The following is a 25,549-nucleotide window of genomic DNA, read 5'->3' on the forward strand; positions in this document are numbered from 1 at the left end:
CGCCGCCGCCGGTGCGGGCCGCGACCTCGATGTTCTTGATCAGCTTCGCGAAGAGCTTGCCGCGCTTGGCGTCGATCACGGCCTTCTTGTGCTTCGTCGTAGCCCATTTAGAGTGGCCGGACATCTGCCTGTCTCCTTCGCGTAACCCATTTCTGAACGAACCCCAGAGATCCTACCGGGATCGGGTCAGGCCGCGGCGCGCACCATGTCGACGAACAGGGCGTGCACCCGGTGGTCGCCGGTCAGTTCCGGGTGGAACGACGTGGCGAGGGCGTTGTCCTGCCGTACGGCGACGATGTGGCCGTCGTGCTCGGCGACGACCTCGGCCCGGGCGCCGACGGACTCGACCCAGGGGGCGCGGATGAAGACGCCCTCGACGGGGCCGCCGTCGATGCCGGCGACCTCGACGGCCGCCTCGAAGGACTCGTTCTGGCGCCCGAAGGCGTTGCGGCGGACGATCATGTCGATGCCGCCGAGCGTCTCCTGGCCCGACCGCGGGTCGAGGATCTTGTCGGCGAGCATGATCAGGCCGGCGCAGGTGCCGTACACGGGCATGCCCGCCGCGATGCGCTCGCGCAGCGGCTCCATGAGGCCGAACAGCTCGGCCAGCTTGGAGATGGTGGTCGACTCGCCGCCGGGTATGACCAGGCCGTCGACCTCGGCGAGCTCCTCGGGACGCCGGACCGGCCTGGCCACGGCGTCCGCCGCGGCCAGGGCGATCAGGTGCTCACGTACGTCGCCCTGGAGGGCCAGGACACCGATGAGCGGAGTGGTCATCACCAGCCCCGGTTCGCGTAGCGCTCGGCCTCGGGGAGGGTGTCGCAGTTGATGCCGACCATGGCCTCGCCCAGGTTGCGGGAGGCGTCCGCGATGATCTTCGGGTCGTCGTAGAAGGTGGTGGCCTTCACGATGGCGGCGGCGCGCTTGGCCGGGTCGCCCGACTTGAAGATGCCGGAGCCGACGAAGACGCCCTCGGCGCCCAGCTGGCGCATCAGCGCGGCGTCGGCCGGGGTGGCGACACCACCGGCGGAGAACAGCACGACCGGCAGCTTGCCCAGCTCGCTGACCTCCTTGACGAGCTCGTAGGGGGCGCGCAGCTCCTTGGCGGCGGCGTACAGCTCGTTGTTGTCGAAGCCGCGCAGCTTGGCGATCTCGTTCTTGATCTGGCGCAGGTGGCGGACGGCCTCGACGACGTTGCCGGTGCCGGCCTCGCCCTTGGAGCGGATCATGGCCGCGCCCTCGGCGATGCGGCGCAGGGCCTCGCCCAGGTTGGTGGCGCCACAGACGAACGGGGTGGTGAAGGCCCACTTGTCGGAGTGGTTGACCTCGTCGGCCGGGGTGAGGACCTCGGACTCGTCGATGTAGTCGACGCCGAGGGACTGCAGCACCTGCGCCTCGACGAAGTGGCCGATGCGGGACTTGGCCATGACCGGGATGGAGACCGCGTCGATGATCTCCTCGATCATGTTCGGGTCGGACATCCGGGCCACACCGCCGTCCTTGCGGATGTCGGCCGGGACCCGCTCGAGGGCCATGACGGCGACGGCGCCGGCGTCCTCGGCGATCTTGGCCTGCTCGGCGTTGACCACGTCCATGATCACGCCGCCCTTGAGCTGCTCGGCCATGCCGCGCTTGACGCGGGCGGTGCCGGTCTCGGGGGACTGCGGGGTGCTGGTGCTGGACACGGAGGGACCTCACTCAAGAAACGGGGTGGTTTCAACTAGACCGAGGAAACCCGGGCCACCCGGGCCACATCAAGGGCCAATGATGAGCCGGTGGCTCGTTTTCCGGTGGGCGGGCCGGTGGCGGGTGGCCCCTGCGCCGGGTGACCCGGTGCGCGGTGCGGCTGTCCGGAGGCGGCGAGTGGCCCGCGCCTCGCGGCCGTTCAGGGGCCGTCACCGGCCGGGCGCGCGGCGGCCCCGTCCGGGCGCGCCCGATGATCCGCCTCGCCGGTCAGCCGCTCCCGGGCCGGTCCGCCAGGGCGGTCGGGGGCTCGTCGTCCATCTCGAAGGCCATCGGGAACGGAGCGTGCCCCGCCAGCCGGAACCAGCGCACCTTGCGGTGCCGGCGCAGCGCCCTGGCGGCCCTCACCGCGTCGTTGTGGAACCGGCGGGCCATCGGCACCCGGCGCACCGCCGCGGCGAGCTCGCCCGCGGCCTGCTCGCCGCCCGGGGCCGCCCGTACCGCCTCCATCTGCTCGGCCTCGCCGAACACCGCGCGCAGCGCCTGGCTCAGCTCGCTCTCGGCGACCTCCCGGTTCTCCTCCTCGGCCTGCCGCGCGGCGTGCGCGGCCTCGTACAGCACGATGGAGGCGGCCGGGTCGAGGACGCCGGAGGTGGCCAGCTCCTGGGCGACCGAGGCGCGGCGCAGCAGCTGTGCGTCGAGCGCGGCGCGGGCGGCGTCGATCCGGGCGTGCAGCCGGTCGAGCCGCCCCGCGGTCCAGCTCAGGTACAGGCCGATCGCGACCAGGCCGACGACGATCCAGATGAGGGTTTCGATCACGGGCGGAAAGGCTACCGGGGCGCCGGCGCGTCCCCTTCCCACACCGACCGGTCGTGCGCGAACAGCACACGGCGCGGGGCGAACGACGCGATGCGTCCGAGCCAGGCGGGTACGGGCACCTCCGCGTGCCCGGAGGCGCGCGCCATCTCGTCCGAGGCGTACTGCGAGGCGAAGTCGTACGCCTGCCCGGCGAGCACCACCGTGCCGTCCGCCCCGGACACGACCAGCGACTGGTGGCCGGCCGTGTGCCCGGGCGTGGGGACGACCCGCACGCCCGGCCAGATGTCCGTCTCGCCGTCGAGCTCCTCGTACCGGGCGCCGGGGAAGTCGATCAGGGTGTCGATCGTGTAGCCGCCGGCGCGGGCCGTGGCCAGTTCGGTGCGCTGTACGAGGACGGGGCGGCCGGCGAGGAGGGGGTTGCCGCCGCAGTGGTCGAAGTGGAGGTGGCAGTTGACCACGACGTCGATGTCGTCCGGGGCGACCCCCTGGGTGGCGAGCGCCTCCTTCAGGCCCCTGCGCCGTGGCCGGTACCGCGCTTCGGCCTCCGCGTCCCCCTCGCCGATGCCGGTGTCGAAGAGCAGCAGCCCCTCGCGGTGCCGCACCAGGTACGCGAGGACGGGCTCCACGCGCGCGTGGCGGGTGCCCGCCTCGGCGGCGGAGCGGACGAAGTGGCCCAGGTCCAGTCGGTGAATCCGCATGCGGCCATGCTGCCGGTCCGTGCGCGGCGCCGACAGGGGGCGGGCGGTCGGGCCGGGCCGGGGGCGACGCCGGCGGCCCGGCCCCTCAGCGGCCCGTGCCGGGCCCTGCCGGACCGCCTCAGTCCCGCGCCAGGCCCCACCGGGCGCGCAGCCCCAGCCGCTCGTCCGTGGCCACCGAGGCGGCACCGTCGGTGACCGTCTCGTAGACCGCCAGGATGTCCGCACCGACCGTCGCCCAGTCGAAGCGGCGGACATGGGCGCTGCCCCGCTCCCGCAGCTCCGTGCGCCGCACCGGGTCGCCGAGCAGCCTGACCGCCGCCTTGGCCAGGTCCTCCGCGTCCTCGTTGGCGAAGAGTTCGCCCGCCGCGCCCTGGTCCAGCACCTGCGCGAACGCGTCGAGGTCGCTGGCGAGCACCGGCGCGCCGGCGGACATGGCCTCGACCAGGATGATGCCGAAGCTCTCGCCGCCGGTGTTGGGCGCGACGTACACGTCCACGCTGCGCAGCAGCCGTGCCTTGTCCTCGTCGCTGACCATGCCGAGGAACTCCACGCGCCCGCGCATCCCGGCCGGCAGCGAGGCGACGGCCTCCTCCTCGTCGCCCCGGCCCGCGACCAGCAGGCGGGTGTCGGGGCAGGCCTCCAGGATGCGGGGGAAGGCCTTCATCAGCACCGGCAGGCCCTTGCGCGGCTCGTCGATCCGTCCGATGAACCCGAGGGTGCCGCCCTGCCACTCGGCCTTGGGCTCGGCCTTGGCGAAGAAGTCGACGTCCACGCCGTTGGGGATGACGACGGCGTCGCCGCCCAGGTGCTCGACGAGCGTCCGGCGGGCGTACTCGCTGACCGCGATCCGCGCGCTGATCTTCTCCAGCGCGGGCTGGAGGATCGGGTACGCGGCGATCATCGCCCGGGACCGGGGGTTGGAGGTGTGGAAGGTGGCCACGATCGGGCCCTGTGCGGCCCAGCAGGAGAGCAGCCCCAGCGAGGGGGAGGCCGGCTCGTGGATGTGGATCACGTCGAACGTGCCGTCGTGCAGCCACCGCCGCACCCGCGCCGCCGAGAGGAACCCGAAGTTCAGCCGGGCCACCGAGCCGTTGTACGGCACGGGGACGGCGCGGCCCGCGGAGACGACGTACGGCGGCAGCGGCGTCTCGTCGTCGGCGGGCGCCAGCACGGACACCTCGTGGCCGAGGCCGATGAGATGTTCGGCCAGGTCCCGGATGTGGAACTGGACGCCTCCTGGAACGTCCCAGGAGTACGGGCAGACGATGCCGATCCTCACGCCTCGGGTCCCTTCGCGGGGTCCAGGTCGGCGAGCCACAGCCGCTGCAGCATGTGCCAGTCCTCGGGGTGGTCGGCGATGCCGGTGGCGAAGGCGTCGGCCAGCGCCTGCGTCATGACGGCCGTCCGCTCGCCGCGCGTCCCGGCCGGCGGCACGTCCACCGGCGGGTGCACCCGGCCCTTCATCACCGGCGTGTCGTCGTACCAGAGCGCCACCGGCAGCAGCAGCGCGCCGGTCTGCTGCGCCAGCATCGCCGGGCCGCCCGGCATCCGCGCCTTCTCGCCGAAGAACTCCACCTCGACGCCCGACGCCGACAGGTCCCGGTCGGCGACCAGGCACACCAGCCCGCCGGCCCGCAGCCGCCGCGCCAGGGTGCCGAACGCCGCACCACCGGTGTGCGGCAGCACCTCCATGCCCAGCGACTCCCGGTAGGCCACGAACCGGTCGTACAGCGTCTCCGGCTTCAGCCGCTCGGCGACCGTCGTGAAGGGCACGCCCAGCGAGCGGGTGACCCATACGCCCGCCAGGTCCCAGTTGGCCAGGTGCGGCAGCGCCAGGACGACGCCCCTGCCGGCGGCCAGGCCCTCCGTCAGGTAGTGCACGTCCTTTATGGCGACGGAGTCCCCGACCCGCTCGGCACTCCACGCCGGCAGCCGGAACGACTCCATCCAGTAGCGCATGTACGAGCGCATCCCGGCCTTCGACAGCTCCGCCAGCCGCTCCGGGGAGGCGTCGGGCACCACGCGCGCGAGGTTGGCCTCCAGCCGCAGCACCCCCTTGCCGCGCCGCTTCCACGCCGTGTCCGCGATGCGCCGGCCCAGCCCGGCCGCCACCGGCTCCGGCAGCTTCTTGACCGTGCTCCAGCCCAGCCCGTACAGCGTGTCGGTCAGCCGGTCACCCACCGCGCTCACGTCGCCTCACTCCCCCTCGCACCAGCGGCACCGCCGGTGCCGTCGGCACCACCCACAGCACCAGCCGCGTCCGCCTCCGCCGACTCGCGCCGCACCGTCACCACCCGCTGCCCGAGCGTCACCGCACTGCCCACGGCGACCGCCCACAGGGCGATCGGCAGCAGTACCTGGACGCCCGGCACACCGAAGCCGTGCAGCCCGGCGACGCCGGCCGCGACCAGCGAGACCACGAGCCGTTCCGCCCGCTCGACCAGGCCGTTGACCGCCACCGGCAGGCCGATCGACTCGCCGCGCGCCTTGGTGTACGACACGACCTGGCCGCTCGCCAGGCAGAAGATGGCCACGGCACACATCACATTGTCGTCGCCGTTGCCCGCGTACCACAGCGCGAAGCCGCCGAAGATCGCGCCGTCGGCGACCCGGTCCAGCGTCGAGTCCAGGAAGGCGCCCCAGCGGCTGGAGATCCCCGCCTGGCGGGCCATGTTGCCGTCCACCAGGTCGGAGAAGACGAACAGCGTGATGACGATGGTTCCCCAGAAGAACTCCCCCCGGGGGAAGAAGACCAGCGCGCCCGCCACCACACCGGCCGTACCGATGAGCGTGACGGCGTCGGGGCTCACCCCGCGGCGGAGCAGAAACGCGGCGAACGGTGTGAGAACACGCGTGAAGAATGCACGCGCGTACTTGTTCAGCATGGCCTTCCCGAGGGTCGGTGGGCCGCGCGGCCCCAACGGCCACCGGCTGGCCCATCGTAGCCAGGCGGGGGCACCCGCCACCCCCGGGCACCCTGCTCCCGTCGCGGTGTCGGACGTATGGACGCAACCTGGCCTGAGTGGAAAGCTCGAAGGACGACCGCGGGCACCGCCGGAGCTGCCCAAGGAGGCTCCCCCGCGCCCGCGCCCCCCACCTCCACCGTGCACGCACCCCGTGCACTCGCGATCAGGAGGAAGAATCATGGGCGACAAGGCGAACGCACACCCCGGGGCCGCCGGCAGGGCGATAACGGCCGACCAGCCCTCATCGGTACGGAACGTGGTGCTGGTCGGCCACAGCGGATCCGGCAAGACGACCCTCGTGGAGGCCCTCGCGCTGACCGCCGGAGCGGTCAACCGGGCGGGCCGGGTCGAGGAGGGCGGCACGGTCTCCGACTACGACGAGATCGAACACCGCCAGCAACGCTCCGTACAGCTCTCCCTCGTCCCGCTCGAATGGGGCGAGTACAAGATCAACCTGCTGGACACCCCCGGATACGCCGACTTCGTCGGGGAGCTCAGGGCCGGTCTGCGCGCCGCGGACGCGGCCCTCTTCGTCGTCTCGGCCGCCCAGGAGGCCGACGCGATCGCCGGCTCCTGCCGCATGGTGTGGGAGGAGTGCGCCGCGGTCGGCATGCCCCGCGCCATCGTCGTCACCCACCTCGACACCGCGCGCGTCGACTTCGACGAGCTGACCCGGGTCCTCGCGCGGATCTTCGGCGGCGACGACCCCGACGCCATCCTGCCGCTGTACGTGCCCGTGCTGGGCGCGCAGGCGCCCGACGGGCACTCCCCCGCCACCGGACTGGTGGGCCTGCTCACGCAGAAGATCTTCGACTACTCCTCGGGCGAGCGGCAGGAGAACCCGCCCGACGACGCCCAGCGCCCGCTGATCGCGGAGGCGCGCAACCGCCTCATCGAGGGGATCATCGCCGAGAGCGAGGACGAGTCCCTGATGGACCGCTACCTCGGCGGGGAGGAGATCGACCTCAAGACGCTCGTCGACGACCTGGAGAAGGCCGTCGCCCGCGGCACCTTCCACCCCGTCCTCGCCGCCGCCCCCGCGGCCCCCGGCGGGAAGCAGGGCCTCGGCACGGTCGAACTGCTGGACCTGATCACCCGGGGCTTCCCCACCCCCCTGGAACGCGAGGCGCCGGCCGTCACCACGCCCGACGGCACACCGCGCCCCCTGATCACCTGCGACCCGGACGGGCCGCTCGTCGCCGAGGTCGTGAAGACCTCCTCCGACCCGTACGTCGGCCGGATCTCGCTGGTACGGGTCTTCTCCGGCACCCTCCGCCCCGACGAGACCGTCCACGTCTCCGGGCACGGCCTGGCCGACCGGGGCCACGAGGACCACGACGTCGACGAGCGGATCGGCGCGCTCTCCGCGCCCTTCGGCAAGCAGCAGCGGCAGCTGGACCGCTGCATCGCCGGCGACCTGGCGTGCGTCGCCAAGCTGTCCCGCGCGGAGACCGGCGACACCCTGTCCGCGAAGGACGACCCGCTCCTCATGGAGCCCTGGACGATGCCCGACCCGCTCCTGCCGCTGGCCATCCAGGCGCACAGCAAGGCGGACGAGGACAAGCTGTCCCAGGGGCTGTCCCGGCTCGTCGCCGAGGACCCCACCATGCGCCTGGAGCAGAACCAGGACACCCACCAGGTCGTCCTGTGGTGCCTGGGCGAGGCGCACAAGGACGTAGCGCTGGAGCGGCTGCGCAACCGCTACGGCGTCCAGGTCGACGTCGTACCGCACAGGGTGTCGCTCCGCGAGACCTTCGCCGGCCCGGCCTCCGGGCGGGGGCGGCACGTCAAGCAGTCCGGCGGGCACGGGCAGTACGCCATCTGCGAGATCGAGGTGGAGCCGCTGCCGCCCGGCTCGGGCATCGAGTTCGTCGACAAGGTCGTCGGCGGAGCCGTGCCCCGCCAGTTCATCCCGTCCGTGGAGAAGGGCGTACGCGCCCAGGCCGCCAAGGGCGTCGCCGCCGGACACCCCCTCGTCGACGTCCGCGTCACCCTCCGCGACGGCAAGGCGCACTCCGTCGACTCCTCCGACGCGGCCTTCCAGACGGCCGGCGCCCTGGCACTGCGCGAGGCGGCGGCGGACGCCCGCATCGACCTCCTCGAACCGGTCGCCGAGGTCCAGGTGCTCGTTCCGGACGAGTTCGTCGGCCCGGTGATGAGCGACCTGTCCGGCCGGCGCGGACGCGTCGTCGGCACCGAACAGGCGGGCCAGGGACGGACGCTCGTACGGGCCGACGTGCCCGAGATCGAGATCGGGCGGTACGCCGTCGACCTCCGCTCCATCTCCCACGGCACCGGCCGCTTCGACCGCTCCTACGCACGCCACGAGGCGATGCCCGCGCAGGTCGCCGAGAAGGTCCGCGAACGCACCGGAGCCTGACCCGCACCGGCCGTGCCGCCCGCCCGCTCCACCGCGGCGGGCGGCATCGAGCCGTCCACCGGCGCGCGGCCGACGTCCTCGATAGGCTGTAGTGCCCCGCTCACCAGGTGTGCCGGGCACGGGGGTTGGGAACAGACCGCAGTGCGGACACACGCGGCGATGGGGGCGGCGAAGTGACAATGGACAGTTTCGGTCCGGGGGCGCAGGTCCCGCTCCAGGGCTCGGCGGGGCAGACCGTGGCGACCCACGCGCTGGCCTCCGCCGCGTACCGGGAGAACGTCGACGTCGAGGAGATCCTCAAGGCCAACAACGAGTGGCACGAGTCGACCGTCACCAAGGGCAGGTTCTCGCTCTTCAAGCCGACCCTCGGCGAGGCGTTCTCCCGCGCCGTGCAGGTCCGGATGCTCGGCGGCGCCCGCAAACCGCTCATCCAGTCCTTCGGCACGGACCCCCAGCCGGTCGTCGAGCACTGCCTGGCCGCCACCAACATCCGCAAGCAGCGCGACAAGCGGCTGACGCTCATCACCCTGCTGTTCGGGGTGCTGTTCCTGCCCGGCACGCTGGTCTGGCTGACCGTCTTCCAGCTGCGCCGCACCCTCGCCGGCGGCACGCTCGGCAAGCGCTCCGGCGCCATGGGGACCCTGCTGCTCGTCGGAGTCGGCATCCTGGCCCTCCTCTTCCTGTTCCGGCTGCCGTTCACCGGCCTGCCGGCCCTCTACCTGCGCGCCATGTTCGTCGCCCCGGTGCTCGGCTGGTTCCTGGCCAAGCGGATCTGCGAGTCCACCGCGAAGGACCTGCGGGCCCGCTGGGACTCCCTGCTCAGCGGCGGCGGAGGGATGGGGCCCAAGATCCCCGAAGCGGTGCCGCACGACCCGAACGAGACCGCCGCCGAGGAGCTGCGCCAGCAGCTGGAGAAGCTCACCGCCGAGCAGCGCTCCAACGTGGTCTTCTACGCGGGGCCCAAGGGCATCCTCGGGATGGGCACCCGCTGGGGCAGCTGGCACCTCGCCGAGGAGCTGGTCCCCAAGGAGGGCAAGGAGATCCACGCCTTCCGCACCTGGGACGTGATCCGCCCCATCCACGACGAGCTGAAGCTGCTGGAGCGCGGCACCCTGAAGACCGGGTTCCCCACCCCGTCCGTCAACCACTGGATCGTCACGCCCGTCGGGGAGGGGGCGAAGGAGGTCGCCCGGCCCGAGGGCGAGGACGTCGTGGCCTTCCAGGTGAAGCCGCACGAGATACAGCGCGTGTGCAACGAGAACCAGTTCGGCAAGGGCAACCGCCATTACCTGGGCGTGCAGTTCGTGCTCTGGGACGGCCAGCTGGTCCTCACGATGATGGTGACCGTCACGGCGCTCCTGCACACGCTGCGCATCGAGGTCACCGGGCACGCCCTCGGCCCCGTGCACGGCCTGTTCACCACTAAGCCGGAGCCGAAGAAGAAGGTGGTCTCCAAGACGGTCCGGTTCTGGGAGACCAAGGAGATCCCGCTGCCGCTGATCGACAACGACGAGGTCGTACGCCTGGCGGTGCGGGCCCCCCTCACCTGGTTCCCGCCGGTCCTCGACTTCCTCGGCGGCAAGCTCGTCCTGCCAGAGCCCTTCGGCCTGCGGCACGCCTGGGCCGCTCAGCCCTGGCGCCACCGCTTCATGGCCGACGACGCCATCCGCGCGGCGACCCCGGTCATGCGCGCGGTGCACGCCGCGACCATCAAGATGCTCGACGAGCACGGCGTGGACACCGAGCGCTTCAGCAACCGGTCGATGGTCCTCAGCGGCTTCGTCCAGGACCCGATGCCGAAGAAGGCCGACACGTACGACGCGTGACCGCGGGCGGCCCGCGGGCCGCCGCGCGTCCGGCCCGCGGATCGCCCGCCGGCCGGGCCGGGCCGACGGGCCGGTCTAGGCCGGCCAGGCCCCGGCGAGCATCCGCCGCGTGTCCCCGAGCAGCTGGGGCAGCACCTTGGTGTTGCCGACGACCGGCATGAAGTTGGTGTCGCCGCCCCAGCGGGGCACGATGTGCTGGTGCAGGTGGGCGGCGATCCCGGCGCCGGCGGCACTGCCCTGGTTGAGCCCGATGTTGAAACCGTGCGCCCCGGACGCGGTGCGCAGCGCGGCCATGGCCTGCTTGGTCAGCAGCGCCAGCTCGGCCGTCTCCGCGTCGTCCAGCTCCGTGTAGTCGGCCACGTGCCGGAACGGGACGACCATCAGGTGCCCGCCGTTGTACGGGTACAGGTTGAGCACCGCGTACACGCTCCTGCCCCGCGCGACGACGAGGCCGTCCTCGTCGGACTTGGCCGGGATGGTGCAGAAGGGACAGCCGTCGTCGGCGCCGGGGCCGGTCGGCTTGTTCTCCCCCTGGATGTACGCCATCCGGTGGGGCGTCCACAGGCGCTGGAACGCGTCAGGCGTCCCGACTCCGATCTGCTGCTCCGGCTCAGTCGTCATGGGAGCCAGCATATTCGCCGCCGGTGGAGCGGGAACCGCCGAGGGGCGGCCCCGGTGACCTGGTGGCACCGGGACCGCCCCTCGGCAGGGATCACACCTGCACGCGGCGCTCCACGACGTCGGCGATCTTCGCCAGCGCCTCGTCGCGCGGGATGCCGTTCTCCTGCGAGCCGTCCCGGTAGCGGAAGGAGACGGTGCCGGCGCTCATGTCGTCGTCACCGACGATGACCATGAACGGCACCTTCAGCTTCTGGTGGTTGCGGATCTTCTTCTGCATGCGGTCCGAGGACGCGTCGACCTCGATCCGCAGGCCCTTCTTCTTCGCCTCGGCGGCGAACTCCTGGAGGTACTCGACGTGCGCGTCGCCGATCGGGATGCCGACCGCCTGCACCGGGGCCAGCCACGGCGGCATGGCGCCCGCGTAGTGCTCCAGCAGCACCGCGAAGAACCGCTCGATGGAGCCGAACAGGGCGCGGTGGATCATGACCGGCCGCTGGCGGGAGCCGTCCGGGGCGGTGTACTCCAGGTTGAACCGCTCCGGCAGGTTGAAGTCGAGCTGGACGGTCGACATCTGCCAGGTACGGCCGATGGCGTCCTTCGCCTGGACCGAGATCTTCGGGCCGTAGAAGGCCGCGCCGCCCGGGTCCGGGGTCAGGGGCAGCCCCTGCTTCTCGGCCACCTGCCGCAGGGTCTCGGTGGCCTCCTCCCAGATCTCGTCCGAGCCGACGAACTTCTCCGGGTCCTTGGTGGACAGCTCCAGGTAGAAGTCGTTCAGGCCGTAGTCGCGCAGCAGGTTCAGGACGAAGGTGAGCGTCTTGTCGAGCTCCTCCGCCATCTGCTCCTTGGTGCAGTAGATGTGCGCGTCGTCCTGGGTGAAGCCGCGGGCGCGGGTCAGGCCGTGCACGACGCCGGACTTCTCGTACCGGTACACGGTCCCGAACTCGAACAGGCGCAGCGGCAGCTCACGGTAGGACCGGCCCCGCGCGTCGAAGATCAGGTTGTGCATCGGGCAGTTCATGGGCTTGAGGTAGTAGTCCACGCCCTCGTCGAGCTGCATGGGCGGGTACATGCCGTCGGCGTACCAGTCCAGGTGGCCGGAGGTCTCGAAGAGGCGGCCCTTGGTGGCGTGCGGGGTGTAGACGAACTCGTACCCCTCCTCCTCGTGCCGGCGGCGCGAGTAGTCCTCCATGACGCGGCGGATGATGCCGCCCCGGGGGTGGAAGACGGCGAGGCCGGAGCCGATCTGGTCCGGGACGGAGAAGAGGTCAAGCTCGGTGCCGAGGCGGCGGTGGTCGCGCTTCTCGGCCTCGGCGAGGAAGTCCAGGTGGGCCTTGAGCTCGTCCTTGGACGGCCACGCGGTGCCGTAGATGCGCTGGAGCATCGGGTTCTTCTCGCTGCCGCGCCAGTACGCCGCCGCGTTGCGCATCAGCTTGAACGCCGGGATGTTCCGGGTGGTCGGCAGGTGCGGGCCCCGGCAGAGGTCCTTCCAGCACAGCTCGCCGGTCTTGGCGTCGAGGTTGTCGTAGATGGTCAGCTCGCCGCCGCCCACCTCGACGTCCGCGCCGTCGTCGCTGGACGCCGAGCCCTTGATGCCGATGAGCTCCAGCTTGTACGGCTCGTCCGCCAGCTCCTCGCGGGCGGCCTCGTCGGTCACCACGCGGCGGGAGAAGCGCTGCCCGCGCTTCTGGATCTCCTGCATCTTCTTCTCGATGGCCTTGAGGTCATCGGGGGTGAAGGGGCGCTCGACGTCGAAGTCGTAGTAGAAGCCGTCCTTGACCGGCGGGCCGATGCCCAGCTTGGCCTCGGGGAACAGCTCCTGCACGGCCTGCGCCATGACGTGCGCGGTGGAGTGGCGCAGGATGTTCAGGCCGTCCTCGGAGGAGATCTCGACCGGCTCGACGGTCTCGCCGTCCTTGATCGCGTACGTCAGGTCCTTCAGCTCGCCCGCGACCCGGGCGGCCACGACGGTGCGCTCACCGGCGAAGAGGTCGGCGGCCGTAGTGCCCGTCGTCACCACGCGCTCTTCCCGCTCGGAATCGCGTTGGATGATCACACGGACGTCTGACACCGGTCTCTCCTGACTGAAGGGGAAGCGTCGCGTTCACCTCGCGCACGCCGTACCGCATGGTACCGAGCCGCCCGGCCCCGCCGCGAAACGGTTTCCCCCTCCCCCGGTCTCAGTCCCCCGGCCCGCACGCCTCCCCGAAGAAGCCCAGGTTCTCGTGGAGGGACTTCATCAGCCGGTCCCGTTCCGCCTCGTCGACCTGCACCGGTACGACCCCGGAGGCGTCGGTCAGCCGTCGGAAGCCGCCCCGGCTCTCCAGCCGGCCGGCCACCCGGACGGGCAGCCCCACCAGGTGCGCGTGCCCGGCGGTGCGGTACGACTCCTCGTCCAGCGCCACCCGTACGTAGGGCACCTCCGCCCCGGCCAGCACCCGCAGCCGCACCGTGCCCGCGCCCCGCGGCCCCGACCGGCGCATCCGCACCACCGTCCCGGTGATGCGCACCGGCACCGACGGCTCGTCCTGGAGGTAGCGGGCGCCCGCCTCCCGCAGCGCGGGCAGGTCGCCCGGCGAGAACTCGACCGGCTCGGGCCGGGCCGCGCACCCCTCCGGCACGCCCGCGGCGGGCGCCCACGCCAGGGCGATGCGGGCCCCTTCCGTACCGCGCACCAGGGAGACGAGCGCCTCGGTCAGCTCCCGGCTGACGCCCGCCTCGACGGCGGAGCCGAACGCCTCCGGCCTGCCGGTGGCCCGCTGGTAGTCGACGGCCTCGCGGGCGGCGTGCAGCGCGTGGTGGAGCCGGGCGGTGACCACCCGGCCGGGGTCGACCGGCACGAACGCGGTGAGGCCGCGTCCGCCCTGCGCGTTCCCGACCAGGACGCCCTCCAGCGAGGCCTGGGCCTGCCGCCGGTGCCGGGCGCCGTGGTAGCCGGTGCGGCCGCGCGCCGCGAGGGCGCCGGCCAGGAGGACCTGCCGGGCGGCGGAGCGCAGCTGCTCCTGCACGGTCCAGGCGGCGGTGCCGGAGGGCCCCTGGGGGACGTCCCGCCACCAGCGGACCTCGTCGCTCGGCACGGTCAGGCCCACGAGGACCTCGCGCGCGGAGGGCGCGGCGCAGCGGGAGAGGGCGGTGAGGGCCTCGCCCATGAGGTCCTCGCAGTCGGGGAAGGCCCGGCTCTCGGGGACCAGCAGGCTGGTGGCACCGGTGCCGGGGTCGGGCGGGGTCCAGCGGCTGTACCGTCCGGGGGCTCCACCGCGGCGGCGCCATCCGTGCCGGTCGAGCAGCGCGCCGAGGACCCGGGGGTCGACCTGGGCGGGGTCCGGGGGGCCGTCGTGGGCCAACGGGCCGGGCGTGGGCGTGGGGTGCGGCCGCATGGGCTCGCCGGTCGGCCGGTGCATCAGGGTCTTCCTCCCGCCCCGACCCGGGTCATGATCTCGCAGAGCGCCCGGTCGTCGAATATCCGATTCGTTGGTATGCGCACGGTGGTGCGGCGCCGGCCGGTGACCGGGTGGCCCGCGAGGTTGGTCCAGTAGCAGCAGTGCCGCAGGTCGAGACGGTCGTGGCCGGCCCGCAGCCAGTCCTCCCGCGTCCTGGGGACGATCATCACGACGAGGATCTTGTGCACCGAGACGGGTGTGCGGGCCAGCTTCACCAGGTGGTCGTTGTCGAGGGTGAAGGAGAAGGTGGGCCCCGCCGGCCGGGGCGGGATCTGGTACGTGCACTTGAGCTGCACCTTGATGGTGACCTCGTCGTCCACGGTGTGCCCGGGGGCGCTGTGGCTGACGTGCCAGTCGATGCCGTTGTCCGGAAAGGGCTGGGAGAGCGAGCACCCGGCGGCCGCCGCGACCGCGTGGAGGTAGCCCACCTGGAGGGTCTCCATGCAGGCGGTGGTGGCGAGTGCGCCCCGCAGCGGTGCGACCTGCTGGGGCAGCAGCCCACCGGGTTCGGGCTGCGCGAGCGCCATGGCTCCTCATGCCTTCCCGGGCCGACGACGGGGTGTCAGTTCGACGGCCCCTCACCTGTGTTGTCACCACGTTGCGTACGGTGCAAACGGCGCGGGTATCACCGTTTCGGGCAGGGGGATCACGCCATCTGCCGAGCACGCGCGAGGAGTTCGGGGTATGACGCTCTGGTACGAGGGGCCCCTGGCCGCATTCGACACGGAAACCACGGGAGTTGACGTCGAGGAGGACCGGATCGTGTCCGCCGCCGTCGTCGTGCAGGACGCCGCGGGCGGGCGGGTCCGGGCCACCCGGTGGCTGGTGAATCCGGGCATACCGGTGCCGCCCGCCGCGACCGAGGTGCACGGTCTGACGGACGATCACCTGAGGCGCAACGGGCGATGGCCCTCGCCCGTGATGGAGGAGATAGCCCGGCAGCTCGCCGAGCACTGCTCCGCGGGCCGGCCGCTGGTGGTGATGAACGCGCCGTTCGACCTGACGCTGCTCGACCGGGAGCTGCGCCGCCACCGGGCCTCGTCGCTCTCCCGTTATCTGCAGAACGCCCCGTTGTGCGTACTGGATCCGCGGGTGCTGGACAAGCACCTGGACCGGTACCGCAAGGGCCGCCGGACGCTGACCGATCTGTGCGCGCAGTACGGGGTGGACCTCGACGGGGCGCATGACGCGGCGGCGGACGCGACGGCGGCGCTGGAGGTCGTCCGGGCGGTGGGGCGCCGGTTCGCGTCCCGCGTGGAACGGCTCTCGCCGGCGGAGCTGCACTCGCTCCAGGCCGTGTGGCACGCGGCGCAGGCACGCGGGCTCCAGGCGTGGTTCGCGCGCAACGGGTCGGAGGAGGCGGTGAATCCGGCGTGGCCGCTGCGCCCGGAGATGCCCGCCGCCGCGTGACGCGGACCGGGTCCCACATGTGTGAAGGCCGGTCCGTCATCGACGGACCGGCCTTCCCCGGTGGGCGATACTGGGTTCGAACCAGTGACCTCTTCGGTGTGAACGAAGCGCTCTCCCACTGAGCTAATCGCCCGGGAACGCACTGAACCATACAGGTCCGGGCCCGTTCCCTTCAAACCGAATGCAGGTGCGCCGCCAGCCCCCGGCGCCCCGCCCGCATCATCAGGGCGTGGTTGCCGCGGAAGAGCGGCCGGGCGGGCACCGCGAGGCGGCGCATCAGGGGCCTGCGGACGTCCACCTCCTGCTCGTAGAGCGCACGTGTGCGGCCGGCCCCCGGCGAGGTGAGGGTCCAGCGCGCCCACCCCTCGATGTCGCCGGCGAGCGCGGTCTCCAGGACGCGGGCCACCGGGTCCCGGCGCCGCTCGGTGAGGGTGACGACGATGTCGTACGGGAGGACGGACCGGATGCGGGCGGTGCCCGAGCGCTCGTCGCGCCGGGCGGCCTCGCGCACCTGCGGCCACCAGCGGGGGTACTCCTCGGGCCGGGCCAGGACGGTGAAGACGGTGTCCGGCGGGGCCGGCAGCTCCCAGACGCTGCGGAAGCGGTAGTGGCACCAGTTCATGGTCGTCAGTGTGCTCGCCGGGAGCCGTACCTACGCGGCATCTGAGTAGGGACGCTCATGCCGCGCCCTGGGGGCGGGGCCACACTCCGCTCATGGACAACGTGCCGCCACCGGCGGAAGAGCTGATGCTCCTGGATCGTGAGCTGGCGCAACTCGACGCCCGGCGTTCGCAGTTGCTGGCCCGCAGGGCGTGGCTGCTGAGCGTGCTGTACGCGCCGGCCGCGGCGGTGCCGCCGTCGCGCCCCGGCGCCGGGACCGCGCCGCGCAGCGCGCAGAACGTGCTGCTGGCGCTGGGCGGTGTGCTGTTGGCGGTCGCCGCGATCGCCTTCACCCTGGTCAGCTGGGGCAGTCTGGGCATCGGCGGGCGGGCGGCGGTGCTCGCCACGGTGACGGCCGGTGCCCTGGCCGCGCCGCTCGTGCTGCTGCGGCGCCGGCTGGCGTCGACGGCGCGGGCGGTGGCGTCGCTGGGTCTCCTGCTCACGGTGCTGGACGCGTACGCGGTGCACCGGGTGGGCGTGCCGGGCGCGGACGCGGTGGGGTACGCGGCGGTCGCGTCCGCGGTGCTGGCGGCGCTGTGGGCGGCGTACGGCGCGGCAGCCCGCGGGCTGCGGGTGCCGCTGCCGGCGGCGGTGGTCGCGGGCCAGCTGCCGTTGCCGCTCTGGGCGCTGGCGTCCGACGCCGGTGCGCTGCCGGTGTGCTGGGCGCTGCTGGTCACGGCAGGTCTGGACGTGGCGGTCGCCGTCGCGCCGCGGCCGGGTACCGGGGTCCGGCCGGTGGCCTGCGCGGCGGCCTGCGTGACGGGGGGCTGGGCGGTGCTGATCGCCGGCTGGTTCTCGGTGGTGGACGGGGGCGCCGGGCCGGCGGCCCCGCTGCTGGCGGCCGCCGCGCTCGCGGGGTACGGGGCGTGGCGCACGGCGGCCGGGGCGGAGTCCTGGTCCGTGGCGTGGGCGGTCGTGGCCGGCGCGGTGGCGGTGGCCGGGGGCGGCGGCCTGGTGCGGGAGGCGGTGCCGGTGCAGTGGGTGGTGCCGGGGTACCTGGCCGCCGCGGTGGCGGTGGGGGCGGTCGCGGTGCGCGGCGGGGTGCCGCGCGGCGTGCGGCGCGGCCTGGCGGGTGCGTCGGTGGCCGCGCAGGCGCTGGCGGTGGCGTGGGCGCTGCCGCAGGTGGCGGTCGCCCTGGTGGGCGTCCGGCCGGGTGTGCCGTGGGCGGTGGTGGCGGTGACGGTGACGGTCGCCGGAGTGCTCGCGTCCCTCCCGTCCCGGCCGGCGCGCTGCGGGGCGCTCGCCCTGGCGTGGGTGTCCGCCGCGGCCCTGCCCGGGGCGCTGGCCCTGCCGGACGCGGCGGCGTCGGTGGCGCGGCTCGTGGTGACGGCCGGGTTCCTGGTCCTGGCGGTACGCCTGTCCCGGCCGGCCGCCGGGCGGGACGGGGCGCGGGACGCCGACGGTTCGCTCGGGGACACCGCGCTCGGCGGGGCGCTGCTGGGCGCGCTGGTGGCGGCCGCCGGGGCGCGGGGCTCCGATGCGGCGGAGGTCGCGGTCCTCGGCGCGCTCACGGTCCTCCTCGCGGGCGGGGCGGTCGCCGCACGGGGCAGGCACCGGACGGTCGCGGCGTGCGCCGCCGTGGTGGCGGCGACCGGCTTCACGGGCGCCGCGTCGGCCGCGGCCGGGCTGCCGGTCCATTTGGCGGGGGTGGCGCTGCTGGCCGTCCCGGTGGCCACGTCGGCGGTCGGCGCGGCGCTGCGGCGCCACCCGGTCGCCGTGCCGGTGGAGCTGGCCGGCGCCGCGGCCGGCGCCCTGGCGGCCGCCCTCGCCTCCGCCCGCCCCGCCGCCCTGGCGCTCGTGCTGGCCCTCGCCGGGGTCGTCGCGGCGGCCACGGCGGTACGCCCGGAGCGGCGCCCGGCGGCCGGGTACACGGCCACCGCGCTGTTCGTGGCGGCGACCTGGGTGCGGCTGGCCGCCTCGGGGGTGTCGTCCCCGGAGGCGTACGCGCTGCCGGTGGCGGTGCCCGCGCTCGCGGTGGGCGTGCTGCGCCGGCGCCACGACCCGGAGGCGTCGTCCTGGGTGGCGTACGGACCGGGTCTGGGCACGGCCCTCGTGCCGAGCCTGTTCGCCGCGTGGGGCGACCCGGGCTGGCCGCGTCCGCTGCTGCTCGGCCTCGTGGCGCTCGCCGTCACGCTCCTCGGCGCTCGGCTGCGGCTCCAGGCACCGCTGCTGCTGGGCGGGGCGGTGCTGGCCCTGGACGGGCTGCACGAGCTGGCTCCGCACGTCGTCCAGGCGGTCGGCGCGCTGCCCCGCTGGCTGCCGCCCGCGATGGCCGGGCTGCTGCTGCTCGTGGTCGGCGCGACGTACGAGCAGCGGCTGCGGGACGCCCGGCGGCTGCGCGACACCCTGGGCCGGATGGGCTGACCCCGGATACGCCGAAGGCCCCGGAGACGATGTCTCCGGGGCCTTCGGTCCGGGTGGTGGGCGATACTGGGTTCGAACCAGTGACCTCTTCGGTGTGAACGAAGCGCTCTCCCACTGAGCTAATCGCCCGGGCGCACCGCAAACATTACCGCATGTCAGCGGTGCTCCCGACCACGTGGGGCCGGTTCAGCCGGTCACTTGCCGACGTTCCACGGCATGACCAACCCGTACTTCCACAGGTACACGCCGACCAGCGCCGCCATGATCACCAGACCGACCGTGGTCAGGATGATGTTGCGCCGCCGGACCTTCGGGTCGAGTGCCCGCTGCGCCGCCTCGGTCACCTTCCGCTTCGTCCAGCGCAGCACCAGCTGCGCCCAGACGAACTCGGTCGCCCAGATCGCCATGCCACCGAAGATCACGACCCAGCCGGGCCCCGGCAGCACCAGCATCGCGGCGCCGGCCGCCACGACCGCGAGGCCGACGACGAAGACGCCGACCTGCCAGCTGACGTGGAGCGTCCTGCGCGCCTTGATGAAGTCGGGCGCCCGCGAGCCGAGTGCCGGTTCGGCGGTCACCTCTTCCGTCACGTCCCCCGTTGCGGGCGCTGTGGTCACCGGTCGGGCGACCTTGCCCCGCTCGTCACTCTCCGCGTTCATGATGCCCAACCTACCCGACGCTCGCGAGGCACCGGAATGGACGCATAACAGCCGCTTGCACACCGCCATACGAGGTACCTCAAGGGCCACAAAACAGACAGAGGGGTTTACAACGGCACCGTAGGTGGCATGTCGATTTCGCCGACGTGCGAATCCCCGAGCGCACACTGAGCGAAAGGCCCTGGCGCTTATGAACACCACGGTCAGCTGCGAGCTGCACCTGCGCCTCGTTGTGTCGAGCGAGTCCTCACTGCCTGTACCGGCGGGCCTGCGGTATGACACGGCCGATCCCTACGCCGTGCACGCCACCTTCCACACCGGAGCCGAGGAGACGGTCGAGTGGGTTTTTGCCCGCGACCTTCTCGCCGAAGGGCTCCACCGCCCCACAGGCACCGGCGACGTCAGAGTCTGGCCGTCCCGCAGCCACGGTCAGGGCGTCGTCTGCATCGCGCTGAGTTCCCCGGAGGGCGAAGCCCTGCTGGAGGCCCCGGCGCGCGCACTGGAGTCGTTCCTGAAGCGGACCGACGCCGCGGTGCCGCCCGGCACCGAACACCGTCACTTCGACCTCGACACGGAGCTCTCGCACATCCTGGCCGAAAGCTGAGGCCAGGCCGCCAGCCGCACGGCGCCGTCCGACTCGGGGCGACGGCGCCGCGCGGAGAGCTCGTACGGCCGTGAGCGGCCGGACACGGCGACGCCGGCGCCGTCACCGCGGAAACCACCGCGGTGACGGCGCCGGCGTGTTCGCGGGCCGCCCGGCGCCCTTCCGGGGCCCTCCCCGCGCCGGGCCGGGGCCGTCCCCGGGCCCCGCGGGCACCGGGCACCGCTCGGGGGCCGCGCGGATGAGCCGCTAGAGTCGGCGCCATCCGGCGGGCGCCCGCCCGCGGCAGGCTCAGGGAGGGAATCGTGCTGATCCCCCACGACACCCGGATCGCGCTCGACACGGTCGTCGATCTGGTGAACACCGCGCCCGACGGCGGGCGGGGCGACGGACTCGGGGACGTCGCGGCGCTGTACGCGTTCGTACGGAGCCACGACGTCAGCGGTGTCGGCGAGCTCGGCGAACCGGACCTGCGGGCCGTGCGCGACGTGCGCAATCGATTCGCCGACGTCTTCGCGGCGACCGACGCGCGGGCCGCGGCCGAACTGATCAACGAGCTGGTGGCCTCGGCGGGCACCACGCCCCAGCTCACCGACCACGACGGCTACGACTGGCACGTGCACTACTTCGCGCCGGGCGCGTCCGTCGCCGACCACCTGGCGGCCGACTGCGGGATGGCGCTGGCGTTCATCGTGGTCGCCGGGGAGCAGGACCGCCTGCGCCGCTGCGAGGCGCCGGACTGCGGACGCGCCTTCGTCGACCTCTCACGCAACCGCTCGCGCCGCTACTGCGACAGCCGCACCTGCGGCAACCGGCTCCATGTGGCGGCGTACCGGGCCCGCCGCAAGGAGGCGGCGGCCGGCTGAGCGGGCCGGGGCGGGACGGTCCGCGCTCACAGCACGAAGAGGTCGTGCACGGCGGCCATCAGCAGCAGGCAGCCGATGACCGCGAGGAAGATCATCAAGGGTGGTTGGGAGAGCGCGAAGAGGCATCCGCGTCGCTCCTCTGCGGCTGTACGGTCGGCATCGGTGGGGGCGGGGGACGACTCCCGCGAGGTTTCGAGCATCTCGGTGCCGATCATGGCGCAACGCGGCGTCCCGTGAACGGTGAACGCCGAGGATCGGCGGGGCAGTTCACCCCATCCCGTGGCTCCGGGGGCGTCCGGTGATCAGATCCCGTGCTTCTTCAGGATCGCCTCGATGTCGCTGAAGTCGTCGGCGGGCTTCGCCGTGCCGCGGCCGCCGGCCCCCGGCGAGGGAGCGGACGCCGCCGGCGCGACCGCCGCACGCCCCTCCTGACGCCCCTTGCGCACCCTGCGCTCCTCGCGCCCCGCACGCTCCCCGCGATCCGTGCGCCCGGTGCCGCTCCGGCGCCGCTCGACCGCCCGGGTCGTCACGAACAGCAGCCAGGACAGCCCGAGGACACCGAACCCCGCCCATGCCACCGGGCTGAAGGCGGTCCTGGCCAGCCACTCCACGGCTCCGGTCATCACCAGACCCGCCGGCACCAGCGCGTACGCGGTGATCCGGACGGCGGCGAGGAACTTCCGGCGGTACGCGGTGATCGCCGCGATGCCCAGCCCGGCCGCCGACAAGGCGGAGCAAATCGTCTCGGCAAGCATCCGGTCCTCCTGGCGGGCGCGGGGCGATACGTCCCTTCCATCCTGCACCGCGAGGCCCCACCGGGGCCATGGTGTCCACCCGCCCCGCGGAGATCTCCGGGACATCTCCGGGACGCCCTCCTCCCGAAGTCCCGGTTGGGGCGTCGCCCGCCCGGCTGGGAGACTGCCCCCATGAACGACTCCACCACCGACCGCACCGCACCGCCCGTCGTCCTCGACGTCTGGTGCGAGCTCCAGTGCCCCGACTGCCACGCCGCCCTGGACGACCTGCGCGCACTGCGCGCCCGGTACGGGGACCGCCTGGAGGTACGGCTGCGCCACTTCCCGCTGGAGAAGCACAAGCACGCCTACGCCGCCGCGCAGGCCGCCGAGGAGGCGGTCGAGCAGGGCAAGGGCTGGCCCTACGCCGAGGCCGTACTGGCCAGGACCGCGGAGCTGGCGGCGAAGGGCGAACGCGTCCTCATCGACACGGCTCGCGAACTGGGCCTCGACGCCGAGGAGTTCGACACGGCGCTCATCGACGGCCGGCACCTGCTGATCGTCGACGCCGACCAGGCGGAGGGCAAGGCGATCGGCGTCACCGGCACCCCCACGTACGTGATCGGCGGTGAGCGGCTGGACGGCGGCAAGAGCCAGGACGGGCTGCGTGAGCGCATCGAGGAGATCGCCGACCGGCTGCTGGCCGAGCCGGGCGGCGCCGCCTGATCGACGCGGCGCTCCCCGGGCCGAGGCACCCTAGAGCAGCGGCTTGAAGCAGTGGACGCGGGTCGCCCGGTAGCCGAGCGACTCGTAGAGCCGCAGGGCCGGGGTGTTGTCCGCGAAGACGTGCAGGCCGATGCGGTGCTCCCCCGCGTCGAGGGCGACCCGCTCGGCGAACAGCATCAGCTCGCGCCCGTGGCCCTGACCGCGCAGGGCGTCCGCGACCTCGATGTCGTACACGAACGCGCCCTCCTCCCCCGAGGGGGGATCGGCGCGCCCGGTCCACAGGTGCCCCACGGGGACGCCGTCGCGGACCGCCACATGGAGCGACGCGCCGTCGGTGGCGAGCCCGTCCGGCAGGTACCGGCGCCGGCTCGCCTCCGCCTTGGCCCGGGCACGGTCCTCCGGCACCCCGTGCGCCGCCCAGCCGGCCGCGAACCTCTCCGCCGAGCGGGCCGCCCACGGCCCGAACTCCGCCTCCGTCATGGGCCGGACGTCGAGCCGCCCGGGCGGTCCGGGCGGCGGACCGGCGAGGTCCTTGGCCATCGTGCGGCTGCGTTCGGTGTACCCGAGAGCGGTCGCCATGCGCAGTGCGACCGCCGCGTCGGCCGGTACGGAGGCGGTGACCTGGTCGCAGCCCCAGCCGCGCAGCACCTCCTCGGCGGCGAGCACGGCCACCGTGCCCCGCCCGCGCCGCCGGTCCGGTTCGTCGACGGCCAGGGAACGGATCGTCCCGGCGGCCCGCCGTCCGGCCTCCGCGAGGGTGCCGAGCTCGACGGTGCCCACGCGGCGGCTGTTGACGCACACGTCGTAGGTGCGCGAGCGGGCGCCGTCGGGAGTCTGCTGCAGCGGCCCGGCCGGCCGCAGGGTGGTGGTCATCGCCAGTCTTCTACCCACCCCGCGACCACCGGCTCACATCTGCGCGGCACGCTCCGCGAAGATGCGCATGGCCTTGGCGGTGACCGGTCCCGGCGCACCGGGCAGCTCGCGCCCGTCGACGCGGTGGACGGCCTGGACGTCGCGCAGGGTGGACGTCAGGAAGACCTCGTCGGCGCGCTCCAGGACGTCCATCGGCAGCTCGGTCTCCAGGGCGCCGGTCCACTCGACGGTCAGGGCGCGGGTGATGCCCGCCAGGCAGCCGGAGGCGAGCGGCGGGGTGTGCAGCTGTCCGTCCAGGACGACGAAGACGTTGGAGCCGGTGCCCTCGCAGAGCTGCCCGACCGTGTTGGCGAACAGCGCCTCGCTCCCGCCCCGCTCGTGCGCCCGGGCGAGGGCGACGACGTTCTCGGCGTACGAGGTGGTCTTGAGCCCGGCCAGGGCGCTGCGCTCGTTGCGGGTCCAGGGCACGGTGATCACCGCGGTGGTGTCGGGGCGGTGGCTGGTCTCGCCGAGGGCGACGACCAGGGTCGGGCCGGCGTCCCCGCGGTCGGAGCCGAGCGGGGAGAGCCCTCCGGTGTAGGTGATGCGCAGCCGGCCCAGCGGCATGGGGTTGGCCTCCAGCACGGCGGCGCAGGCGCGGCGCACCTCGTCGAGGTCCGGGTCGGGCAGCCCGAGGCCGCGCGCGGAGCGGGTGAGCCGGTCGAGGTGGGGCTCCATCGCGAAGGGCCGGCCGTCCACGGCCTTGAGCGTCTCGAAGACGCCGTCGCCCACGGTCAGGCCGTGATCCAGTACGGAGACCCTGGCGGCGTCCGCGTCGTGCAGCCCGCCGTTGACCCACAGCTTCATTTCCCGATGGTCCTTCCGCTCGCCTCGTACGTTCCCGACGCTACCGCGAGCAGCCGGGAGGCCTTCAGTTCCGTCTCGTCCCACTCGCGCTCGGGGTCGGAGCCCCAGGTGATGCCCGCGCCGGTGCCGAAGCGCAGCACCGCTCCGCCCTCGCGGCGGTCGATCCAGAAGGTGCGTATGCCGACGGCCAGCTCGCCGGTGCGGCGGTCGGCGTCGACCCACCCGATGCCTCCGCAGTAGGGCCCCCGGGGGGCGTTCTCCAGCGCCTCGATGATCCGCAGGGCGCTGGACTTCGGCGCCCCGGTCACCGAGCCGGGCGGGAAGGTGGCGTCCAGGAGGTCGCGCCAGCCCGCCCCGGGCGTCAGCTCGCCCCGCACGGTGGAGACGAGGTGCACCAGGCCGGGGTGCGGCTCGACGGCGCAGAGCTCGGGGACGGTGACGGAGCCGGTGGCGCAGACCCGGCCCAGGTCGTTGCGGACGAGGTCCACGATCATGACGTTCTCGGCGCGGTCCTTGTCCAGGAGGTCCTGGGCCGTCCTTCCGGTGCCCTTGATGGGGCCGGACTCGACGGTGGCGCCGTCGCGCCGCAGGTACAGCTCGGGCGACGCGGTGGCGATCTCCACCCCGTGGGCCGGCAGGCGAATCGTTCCGGCATAGGGGGCGGGGTTGCCGCGCGCGAGGAGCGCCGTCAGCGCGTCCACGTCGGCGTCCGGGTCCGTCAGGGGTGCGGACAGCACCCGGCACAGGTTCGCCTGGTAGACCTCGCCGGCCGCGATGTGCTCCCGGATCCGCCGTACACCCGCTATGTACGCGGCGCGGTCGAGCGAGGACTTCCAGTCACCGGCGGCGGGCCCGCGCCAGGCCCCCGGCACCGGGGCCGGTACCGGGGCGGGACGTACGTCGCCGAAGCGGGCGCAGGTCAGGCGGCCCTCGAAGTCCGCCGAGACGGCCCAGAAGCCGGACGAATCGAGGGCCTCGGGGTCACGGGTGACATCCCGCAGGTCGGTTGCGACGAGGCCGCCGAAGCGGGCCAGAGGAGCGAGGTCGTGCACGGATGCGAGTCTATGGCGGTGGCGGGCGGGACGGCGCGGACCGGGGTCGGCGCAGCACGCTGGGCAAACGCGTTTTTGTGCTGGCCCGGGAATCCGCTAGAGTTCAACACGTCGCCGGGACGCGCAAGCGGGCCGGAACCGACAAGCGGACGTGGCTCAGTTGGTAGAGCATCACCTTGCCAAGGTGAGGGTCGCGAGTTCGAATCTCGTCGTCCGCTCGAAGTGGGGGATCCTTCCCGAACCCCTGCACTCCTGGTGGAGTGGCCGAGAGGCGAGGCAACGGCCTGCAAAGCCGTCTACACGGGTTCAAATCCCGTCTCCACCTCCA

The 25,549-nt window shown here is 73.4% G+C and carries 25 protein-coding genes, 4 tRNA genes and 1 pseudogene; 9 read left to right on the forward strand and 21 right to left on the reverse strand.

The features are described from left to right. The 8 genes and pseudogenes from A4V12_RS38355 to pgsA all read right to left on the reverse strand — a co-directional run. A pseudogene (locus tag A4V12_RS38355) lies at positions 1 to 124 on the reverse strand (YebC/PmpR family DNA-binding transcriptional regulator); the annotation flags it as partial. Positions 125 to 186: 62 nt separating this feature from the next. Next, positions 187 to 780, reverse strand: coding sequence for a pyridoxal 5'-phosphate synthase glutaminase subunit PdxT (gene pdxT / locus A4V12_RS05370; protein WP_107415330.1), 594 nt, complete (start codon positions 778 to 780; stop codon positions 187 to 189). Next, complete coding sequence (gene pdxS, locus A4V12_RS05375) at positions 777 to 1,685, reverse strand: pyridoxal 5'-phosphate synthase lyase subunit PdxS (protein ID WP_064068056.1); 909 nt, start codon at positions 1,683 to 1,685, stop codon at positions 777 to 779. The genes pdxT and pdxS overlap by 4 nt, the downstream gene beginning before the upstream one ends. A gap of 268 nt (positions 1,686 to 1,953) precedes the next feature. Continuing rightward, positions 1,954 to 2,502 (reverse strand): hypothetical protein, encoded by a 549-nt coding sequence (locus tag A4V12_RS05380; protein WP_064068057.1) that lies wholly within the window; start codon positions 2,500 to 2,502, stop codon positions 1,954 to 1,956. Positions 2,503 to 2,513: 11 nt separating this feature from the next. After that, positions 2,514 to 3,200 carry an N-acyl homoserine lactonase family protein gene (locus A4V12_RS05385; protein WP_064068058.1) on the reverse strand — a complete coding sequence of 229 codons (687 nt, stop codon included), beginning with the start codon at positions 3,198 to 3,200 and terminating at the stop codon, positions 2,514 to 2,516. Positions 3,201 to 3,318: 118 nt separating this feature from the next. Next, on the reverse strand, positions 3,319 to 4,479 hold the full coding sequence (locus tag A4V12_RS05390) for a glycosyltransferase family 4 protein (RefSeq protein WP_064068059.1): 1,161 nt from the start codon (positions 4,477 to 4,479) through the stop codon (positions 3,319 to 3,321). Further along, a complete protein-coding gene (locus tag A4V12_RS05395; protein WP_064068060.1) occupies positions 4,476 to 5,390 on the reverse strand; it encodes a phosphatidylinositol mannoside acyltransferase in 915 nt (304 codons plus the stop codon). Before A4V12_RS05395 ends, A4V12_RS05390 begins: the two co-directional genes overlap by 4 nt. Next, positions 5,387 to 6,085, reverse strand: a complete 699-nt coding sequence (gene pgsA, locus A4V12_RS05400) for a phosphatidylinositol phosphate synthase (RefSeq protein ID WP_064068061.1) — start codon at positions 6,083 to 6,085, stop codon at positions 5,387 to 5,389. The genes A4V12_RS05395 and pgsA overlap by 4 nt, the downstream gene beginning before the upstream one ends. Positions 6,086 to 6,344: 259 nt before the next feature. Here pgsA and A4V12_RS05405 point away from each other — a divergent pair, with 259 nt between their 5' ends. Together A4V12_RS05405 and A4V12_RS05410 are read left to right on the forward strand one after the other, a co-directional pair. Continuing rightward, complete coding sequence (locus tag A4V12_RS05405; protein ID WP_064068062.1) at positions 6,345 to 8,546, forward strand: elongation factor G-like protein EF-G2; 2,202 nt, start codon at positions 6,345 to 6,347, stop codon at positions 8,544 to 8,546. A 179-nt stretch (positions 8,547 to 8,725) separates the two neighbouring features. Next, positions 8,726 to 10,372, forward strand: coding sequence for a hypothetical protein (locus A4V12_RS05410; RefSeq protein WP_107415331.1), 1,647 nt, complete (start codon positions 8,726 to 8,728; stop codon positions 10,370 to 10,372). Between the two features lie 75 nt (positions 10,373 to 10,447). Here A4V12_RS05410 and A4V12_RS05415 read toward each other — a convergent pair whose 3' ends face one another. From A4V12_RS05415 to A4V12_RS05430, 4 genes are all read right to left on the reverse strand, one after another. Beyond that, the gene (locus tag A4V12_RS05415) at positions 10,448 to 11,005 is read right to left on the reverse strand and encodes an HIT family protein (RefSeq protein ID WP_064068064.1); all 558 of its coding nucleotides are present in this window, start codon (positions 11,003 to 11,005) and stop codon (positions 10,448 to 10,450) included. Positions 11,006 to 11,084: 79 nt separating this feature from the next. Then, positions 11,085 to 13,061: a threonine--tRNA ligase gene (gene thrS / locus A4V12_RS05420; protein WP_064068065.1), complete on the reverse strand. Its 1,977-nt coding sequence runs from the start codon at positions 13,059 to 13,061 to the stop codon at positions 11,085 to 11,087. A gap of 109 nt (positions 13,062 to 13,170) precedes the next feature. Then, on the reverse strand, positions 13,171 to 14,391 hold the full coding sequence (locus A4V12_RS05425) for a hypothetical protein (RefSeq protein ID WP_423563843.1): 1,221 nt from the start codon (positions 14,389 to 14,391) through the stop codon (positions 13,171 to 13,173). After that, positions 14,391 to 14,957, reverse strand: a complete 567-nt coding sequence (locus A4V12_RS05430; RefSeq protein WP_064068066.1) for a DUF4365 domain-containing protein — start codon at positions 14,955 to 14,957, stop codon at positions 14,391 to 14,393. Before A4V12_RS05430 ends, A4V12_RS05425 begins: the two co-directional genes overlap by 1 nt. A gap of 157 nt (positions 14,958 to 15,114) precedes the next feature. On the opposite strand from A4V12_RS05430, the gene A4V12_RS05435 reads away from it, so the two are divergent. Continuing rightward, complete coding sequence (locus A4V12_RS05435; protein WP_064068067.1) at positions 15,115 to 15,840, forward strand: 3'-5' exonuclease; 726 nt, start codon at positions 15,115 to 15,117, stop codon at positions 15,838 to 15,840. 61 nt (positions 15,841 to 15,901) lie between these two features. Here the strand turns inward: A4V12_RS05435 and A4V12_RS05440 are convergent. After that, positions 15,902 to 15,973, reverse strand: a tRNA-Val gene (locus A4V12_RS05440). Positions 15,974 to 16,012: 39 nt separating this feature from the next. After that, positions 16,013 to 16,462 (reverse strand): SRPBCC family protein, encoded by a 450-nt coding sequence (locus tag A4V12_RS05445; RefSeq protein WP_064068068.1) that lies wholly within the window; start codon positions 16,460 to 16,462, stop codon positions 16,013 to 16,015. A 92-nt stretch (positions 16,463 to 16,554) separates the two neighbouring features. On the opposite strand from A4V12_RS05445, the gene A4V12_RS38360 reads away from it, so the two are divergent. Further along, the gene (locus A4V12_RS38360; RefSeq protein ID WP_064068069.1) at positions 16,555 to 18,864 is read left to right on the forward strand and encodes an SCO7613 C-terminal domain-containing membrane protein; all 2,310 of its coding nucleotides are present in this window, start codon (positions 16,555 to 16,557) and stop codon (positions 18,862 to 18,864) included. Between the two features lie 54 nt (positions 18,865 to 18,918). Here A4V12_RS38360 and A4V12_RS05455 read toward each other — a convergent pair. After that, positions 18,919 to 18,993: transfer RNA gene (locus A4V12_RS05455), tRNA-Val, on the reverse strand. Between the two features lie 65 nt (positions 18,994 to 19,058). Then, positions 19,059 to 19,523 carry a TIGR02611 family protein gene (locus tag A4V12_RS05460; protein ID WP_064068070.1) on the reverse strand — a complete coding sequence of 155 codons (465 nt, stop codon included), beginning with the start codon at positions 19,521 to 19,523 and terminating at the stop codon, positions 19,059 to 19,061. Positions 19,524 to 19,713: 190 nt separating this feature from the next. On the opposite strand from A4V12_RS05460, the gene A4V12_RS05465 reads away from it, so the two are divergent. Together A4V12_RS05465 and A4V12_RS05470 are read left to right on the forward strand one after the other, a co-directional pair. Beyond that, positions 19,714 to 20,127, forward strand: a complete 414-nt coding sequence (locus A4V12_RS05465) for an SsgA family sporulation/cell division regulator (RefSeq protein WP_003959770.1) — start codon at positions 19,714 to 19,716, stop codon at positions 20,125 to 20,127. A 302-nt stretch (positions 20,128 to 20,429) separates the two neighbouring features. After that, positions 20,430 to 20,990 carry a CGNR zinc finger domain-containing protein gene (locus A4V12_RS05470; RefSeq protein ID WP_064068071.1) on the forward strand — a complete coding sequence of 187 codons (561 nt, stop codon included), beginning with the start codon at positions 20,430 to 20,432 and terminating at the stop codon, positions 20,988 to 20,990. Between the two features lie 26 nt (positions 20,991 to 21,016). Here A4V12_RS05470 and A4V12_RS37935 read toward each other — a convergent pair whose 3' ends face one another. Beyond that, positions 21,017 to 21,190, reverse strand: a complete 174-nt coding sequence (locus A4V12_RS37935; RefSeq protein ID WP_199831221.1) for a hypothetical protein — start codon at positions 21,188 to 21,190, stop codon at positions 21,017 to 21,019. Positions 21,191 to 21,292: 102 nt separating this feature from the next. Beyond that, positions 21,293 to 21,745, reverse strand: a complete 453-nt coding sequence (locus A4V12_RS05480; protein WP_064068073.1) for a hypothetical protein — start codon at positions 21,743 to 21,745, stop codon at positions 21,293 to 21,295. A gap of 171 nt (positions 21,746 to 21,916) precedes the next feature. On the opposite strand from A4V12_RS05480, the gene A4V12_RS05485 reads away from it, so the two are divergent. Then, positions 21,917 to 22,450 (forward strand): DsbA family protein, encoded by a 534-nt coding sequence (locus tag A4V12_RS05485; RefSeq protein WP_064068074.1) that lies wholly within the window; start codon positions 21,917 to 21,919, stop codon positions 22,448 to 22,450. 30 nt (positions 22,451 to 22,480) lie between these two features. Here the strand turns inward: A4V12_RS05485 and A4V12_RS05490 are convergent, their stop codons facing one another. Genes A4V12_RS05490 through A4V12_RS05500 form a run of 3 tightly spaced genes read right to left on the reverse strand, consistent with a single transcriptional unit; the run spans position 22,481 to position 25,221 of the window. Then, complete coding sequence (locus tag A4V12_RS05490; RefSeq protein ID WP_064068075.1) at positions 22,481 to 23,323, reverse strand: GNAT family N-acetyltransferase; 843 nt, start codon at positions 23,321 to 23,323, stop codon at positions 22,481 to 22,483. Between the two features lie 33 nt (positions 23,324 to 23,356). Beyond that, positions 23,357 to 24,169, reverse strand: coding sequence for an aminotransferase class IV (locus A4V12_RS05495; RefSeq protein WP_064068076.1), 813 nt, complete (start codon positions 24,167 to 24,169; stop codon positions 23,357 to 23,359). Beyond that, a complete protein-coding gene (locus A4V12_RS05500) occupies positions 24,166 to 25,221 on the reverse strand; it encodes a chorismate-binding protein (RefSeq protein ID WP_064068077.1) in 1,056 nt (351 codons plus the stop codon). Before A4V12_RS05500 ends, A4V12_RS05495 begins: the two co-directional genes overlap by 4 nt. A 145-nt stretch (positions 25,222 to 25,366) precedes the next feature. Here A4V12_RS05500 and A4V12_RS05505 point away from each other — a divergent pair. Continuing rightward, a tRNA-Gly gene (locus A4V12_RS05505) sits at positions 25,367 to 25,439 on the forward strand. 36 nt (positions 25,440 to 25,475) lie between these two features. Then, positions 25,476 to 25,549, forward strand: a tRNA-Cys gene (locus A4V12_RS05510).

It is taken from the genome of Streptomyces noursei (assembly GCF_001646665.1).
In the GTDB taxonomy this organism is placed as follows: domain Bacteria; phylum Actinomycetota; class Actinomycetes; order Streptomycetales; family Streptomycetaceae; genus Streptomyces; species Streptomyces lavendulocolor.

What these genes read in the sequence shown, in the direction of transcription:
- A4V12_RS05385 (WP_064068058.1), bottom strand. Translation starts at nt 3,200, where the DNA reads ATGCGGATTCACCGACTGGACCTGGGCCACTTCGTCCGCTCCGCCGCC.
- pgsA (WP_064068061.1), bottom strand. Translation starts at nt 6,085, where the DNA reads ATGCTGAACAAGTACGCGCGTGCATTCTTCACGCGTGTTCTCACACCG.
- A4V12_RS05405 (WP_064068062.1), top strand. Translation starts at nt 6,345, where the DNA reads ATGGGCGACAAGGCGAACGCACACCCCGGGGCCGCCGGCAGGGCGATA.
- A4V12_RS05410 (WP_107415331.1), top strand. Translation starts at nt 8,726, where the DNA reads ATGGACAGTTTCGGTCCGGGGGCGCAGGTCCCGCTCCAGGGCTCGGCG.
- A4V12_RS05415 (WP_064068064.1), bottom strand. Translation starts at nt 11,005, where the DNA reads ATGCTGGCTCCCATGACGACTGAGCCGGAGCAGCAGATCGGAGTCGGG.
- A4V12_RS05425 (WP_423563843.1), bottom strand. Translation starts at nt 14,391, where the DNA reads ATGCACCGGCCGACCGGCGAGCCCATGCGGCCGCACCCCACGCCCACG.
- A4V12_RS05430 (WP_064068066.1), bottom strand. Translation starts at nt 14,957, where the DNA reads ATGGCGCTCGCGCAGCCCGAACCCGGTGGGCTGCTGCCCCAGCAGGTC.
- A4V12_RS05435 (WP_064068067.1), top strand. Translation starts at nt 15,115, where the DNA reads ATGACGCTCTGGTACGAGGGGCCCCTGGCCGCATTCGACACGGAAACC.
- A4V12_RS05445 (WP_064068068.1), bottom strand. Translation starts at nt 16,462, where the DNA reads ATGAACTGGTGCCACTACCGCTTCCGCAGCGTCTGGGAGCTGCCGGCC.
- A4V12_RS38360 (WP_064068069.1), top strand. Translation starts at nt 16,555, where the DNA reads ATGGACAACGTGCCGCCACCGGCGGAAGAGCTGATGCTCCTGGATCGT.
- A4V12_RS05460 (WP_064068070.1), bottom strand. Translation starts at nt 19,523, where the DNA reads ATGAACGCGGAGAGTGACGAGCGGGGCAAGGTCGCCCGACCGGTGACC.
- A4V12_RS05465 (WP_003959770.1), top strand. Translation starts at nt 19,714, where the DNA reads ATGAACACCACGGTCAGCTGCGAGCTGCACCTGCGCCTCGTTGTGTCG.
- A4V12_RS37935 (WP_199831221.1), bottom strand. Translation starts at nt 21,190, where the DNA reads ATGCTCGAAACCTCGCGGGAGTCGTCCCCCGCCCCCACCGATGCCGAC.
- A4V12_RS05480 (WP_064068073.1), bottom strand. Translation starts at nt 21,745, where the DNA reads ATGCTTGCCGAGACGATTTGCTCCGCCTTGTCGGCGGCCGGGCTGGGC.
- A4V12_RS05485 (WP_064068074.1), top strand. Translation starts at nt 21,917, where the DNA reads ATGAACGACTCCACCACCGACCGCACCGCACCGCCCGTCGTCCTCGAC.
- A4V12_RS05490 (WP_064068075.1), bottom strand. Translation starts at nt 23,323, where the DNA reads ATGACCACCACCCTGCGGCCGGCCGGGCCGCTGCAGCAGACTCCCGAC.
- A4V12_RS05495 (WP_064068076.1), bottom strand. Translation starts at nt 24,169, where the DNA reads ATGAAGCTGTGGGTCAACGGCGGGCTGCACGACGCGGACGCCGCCAGG.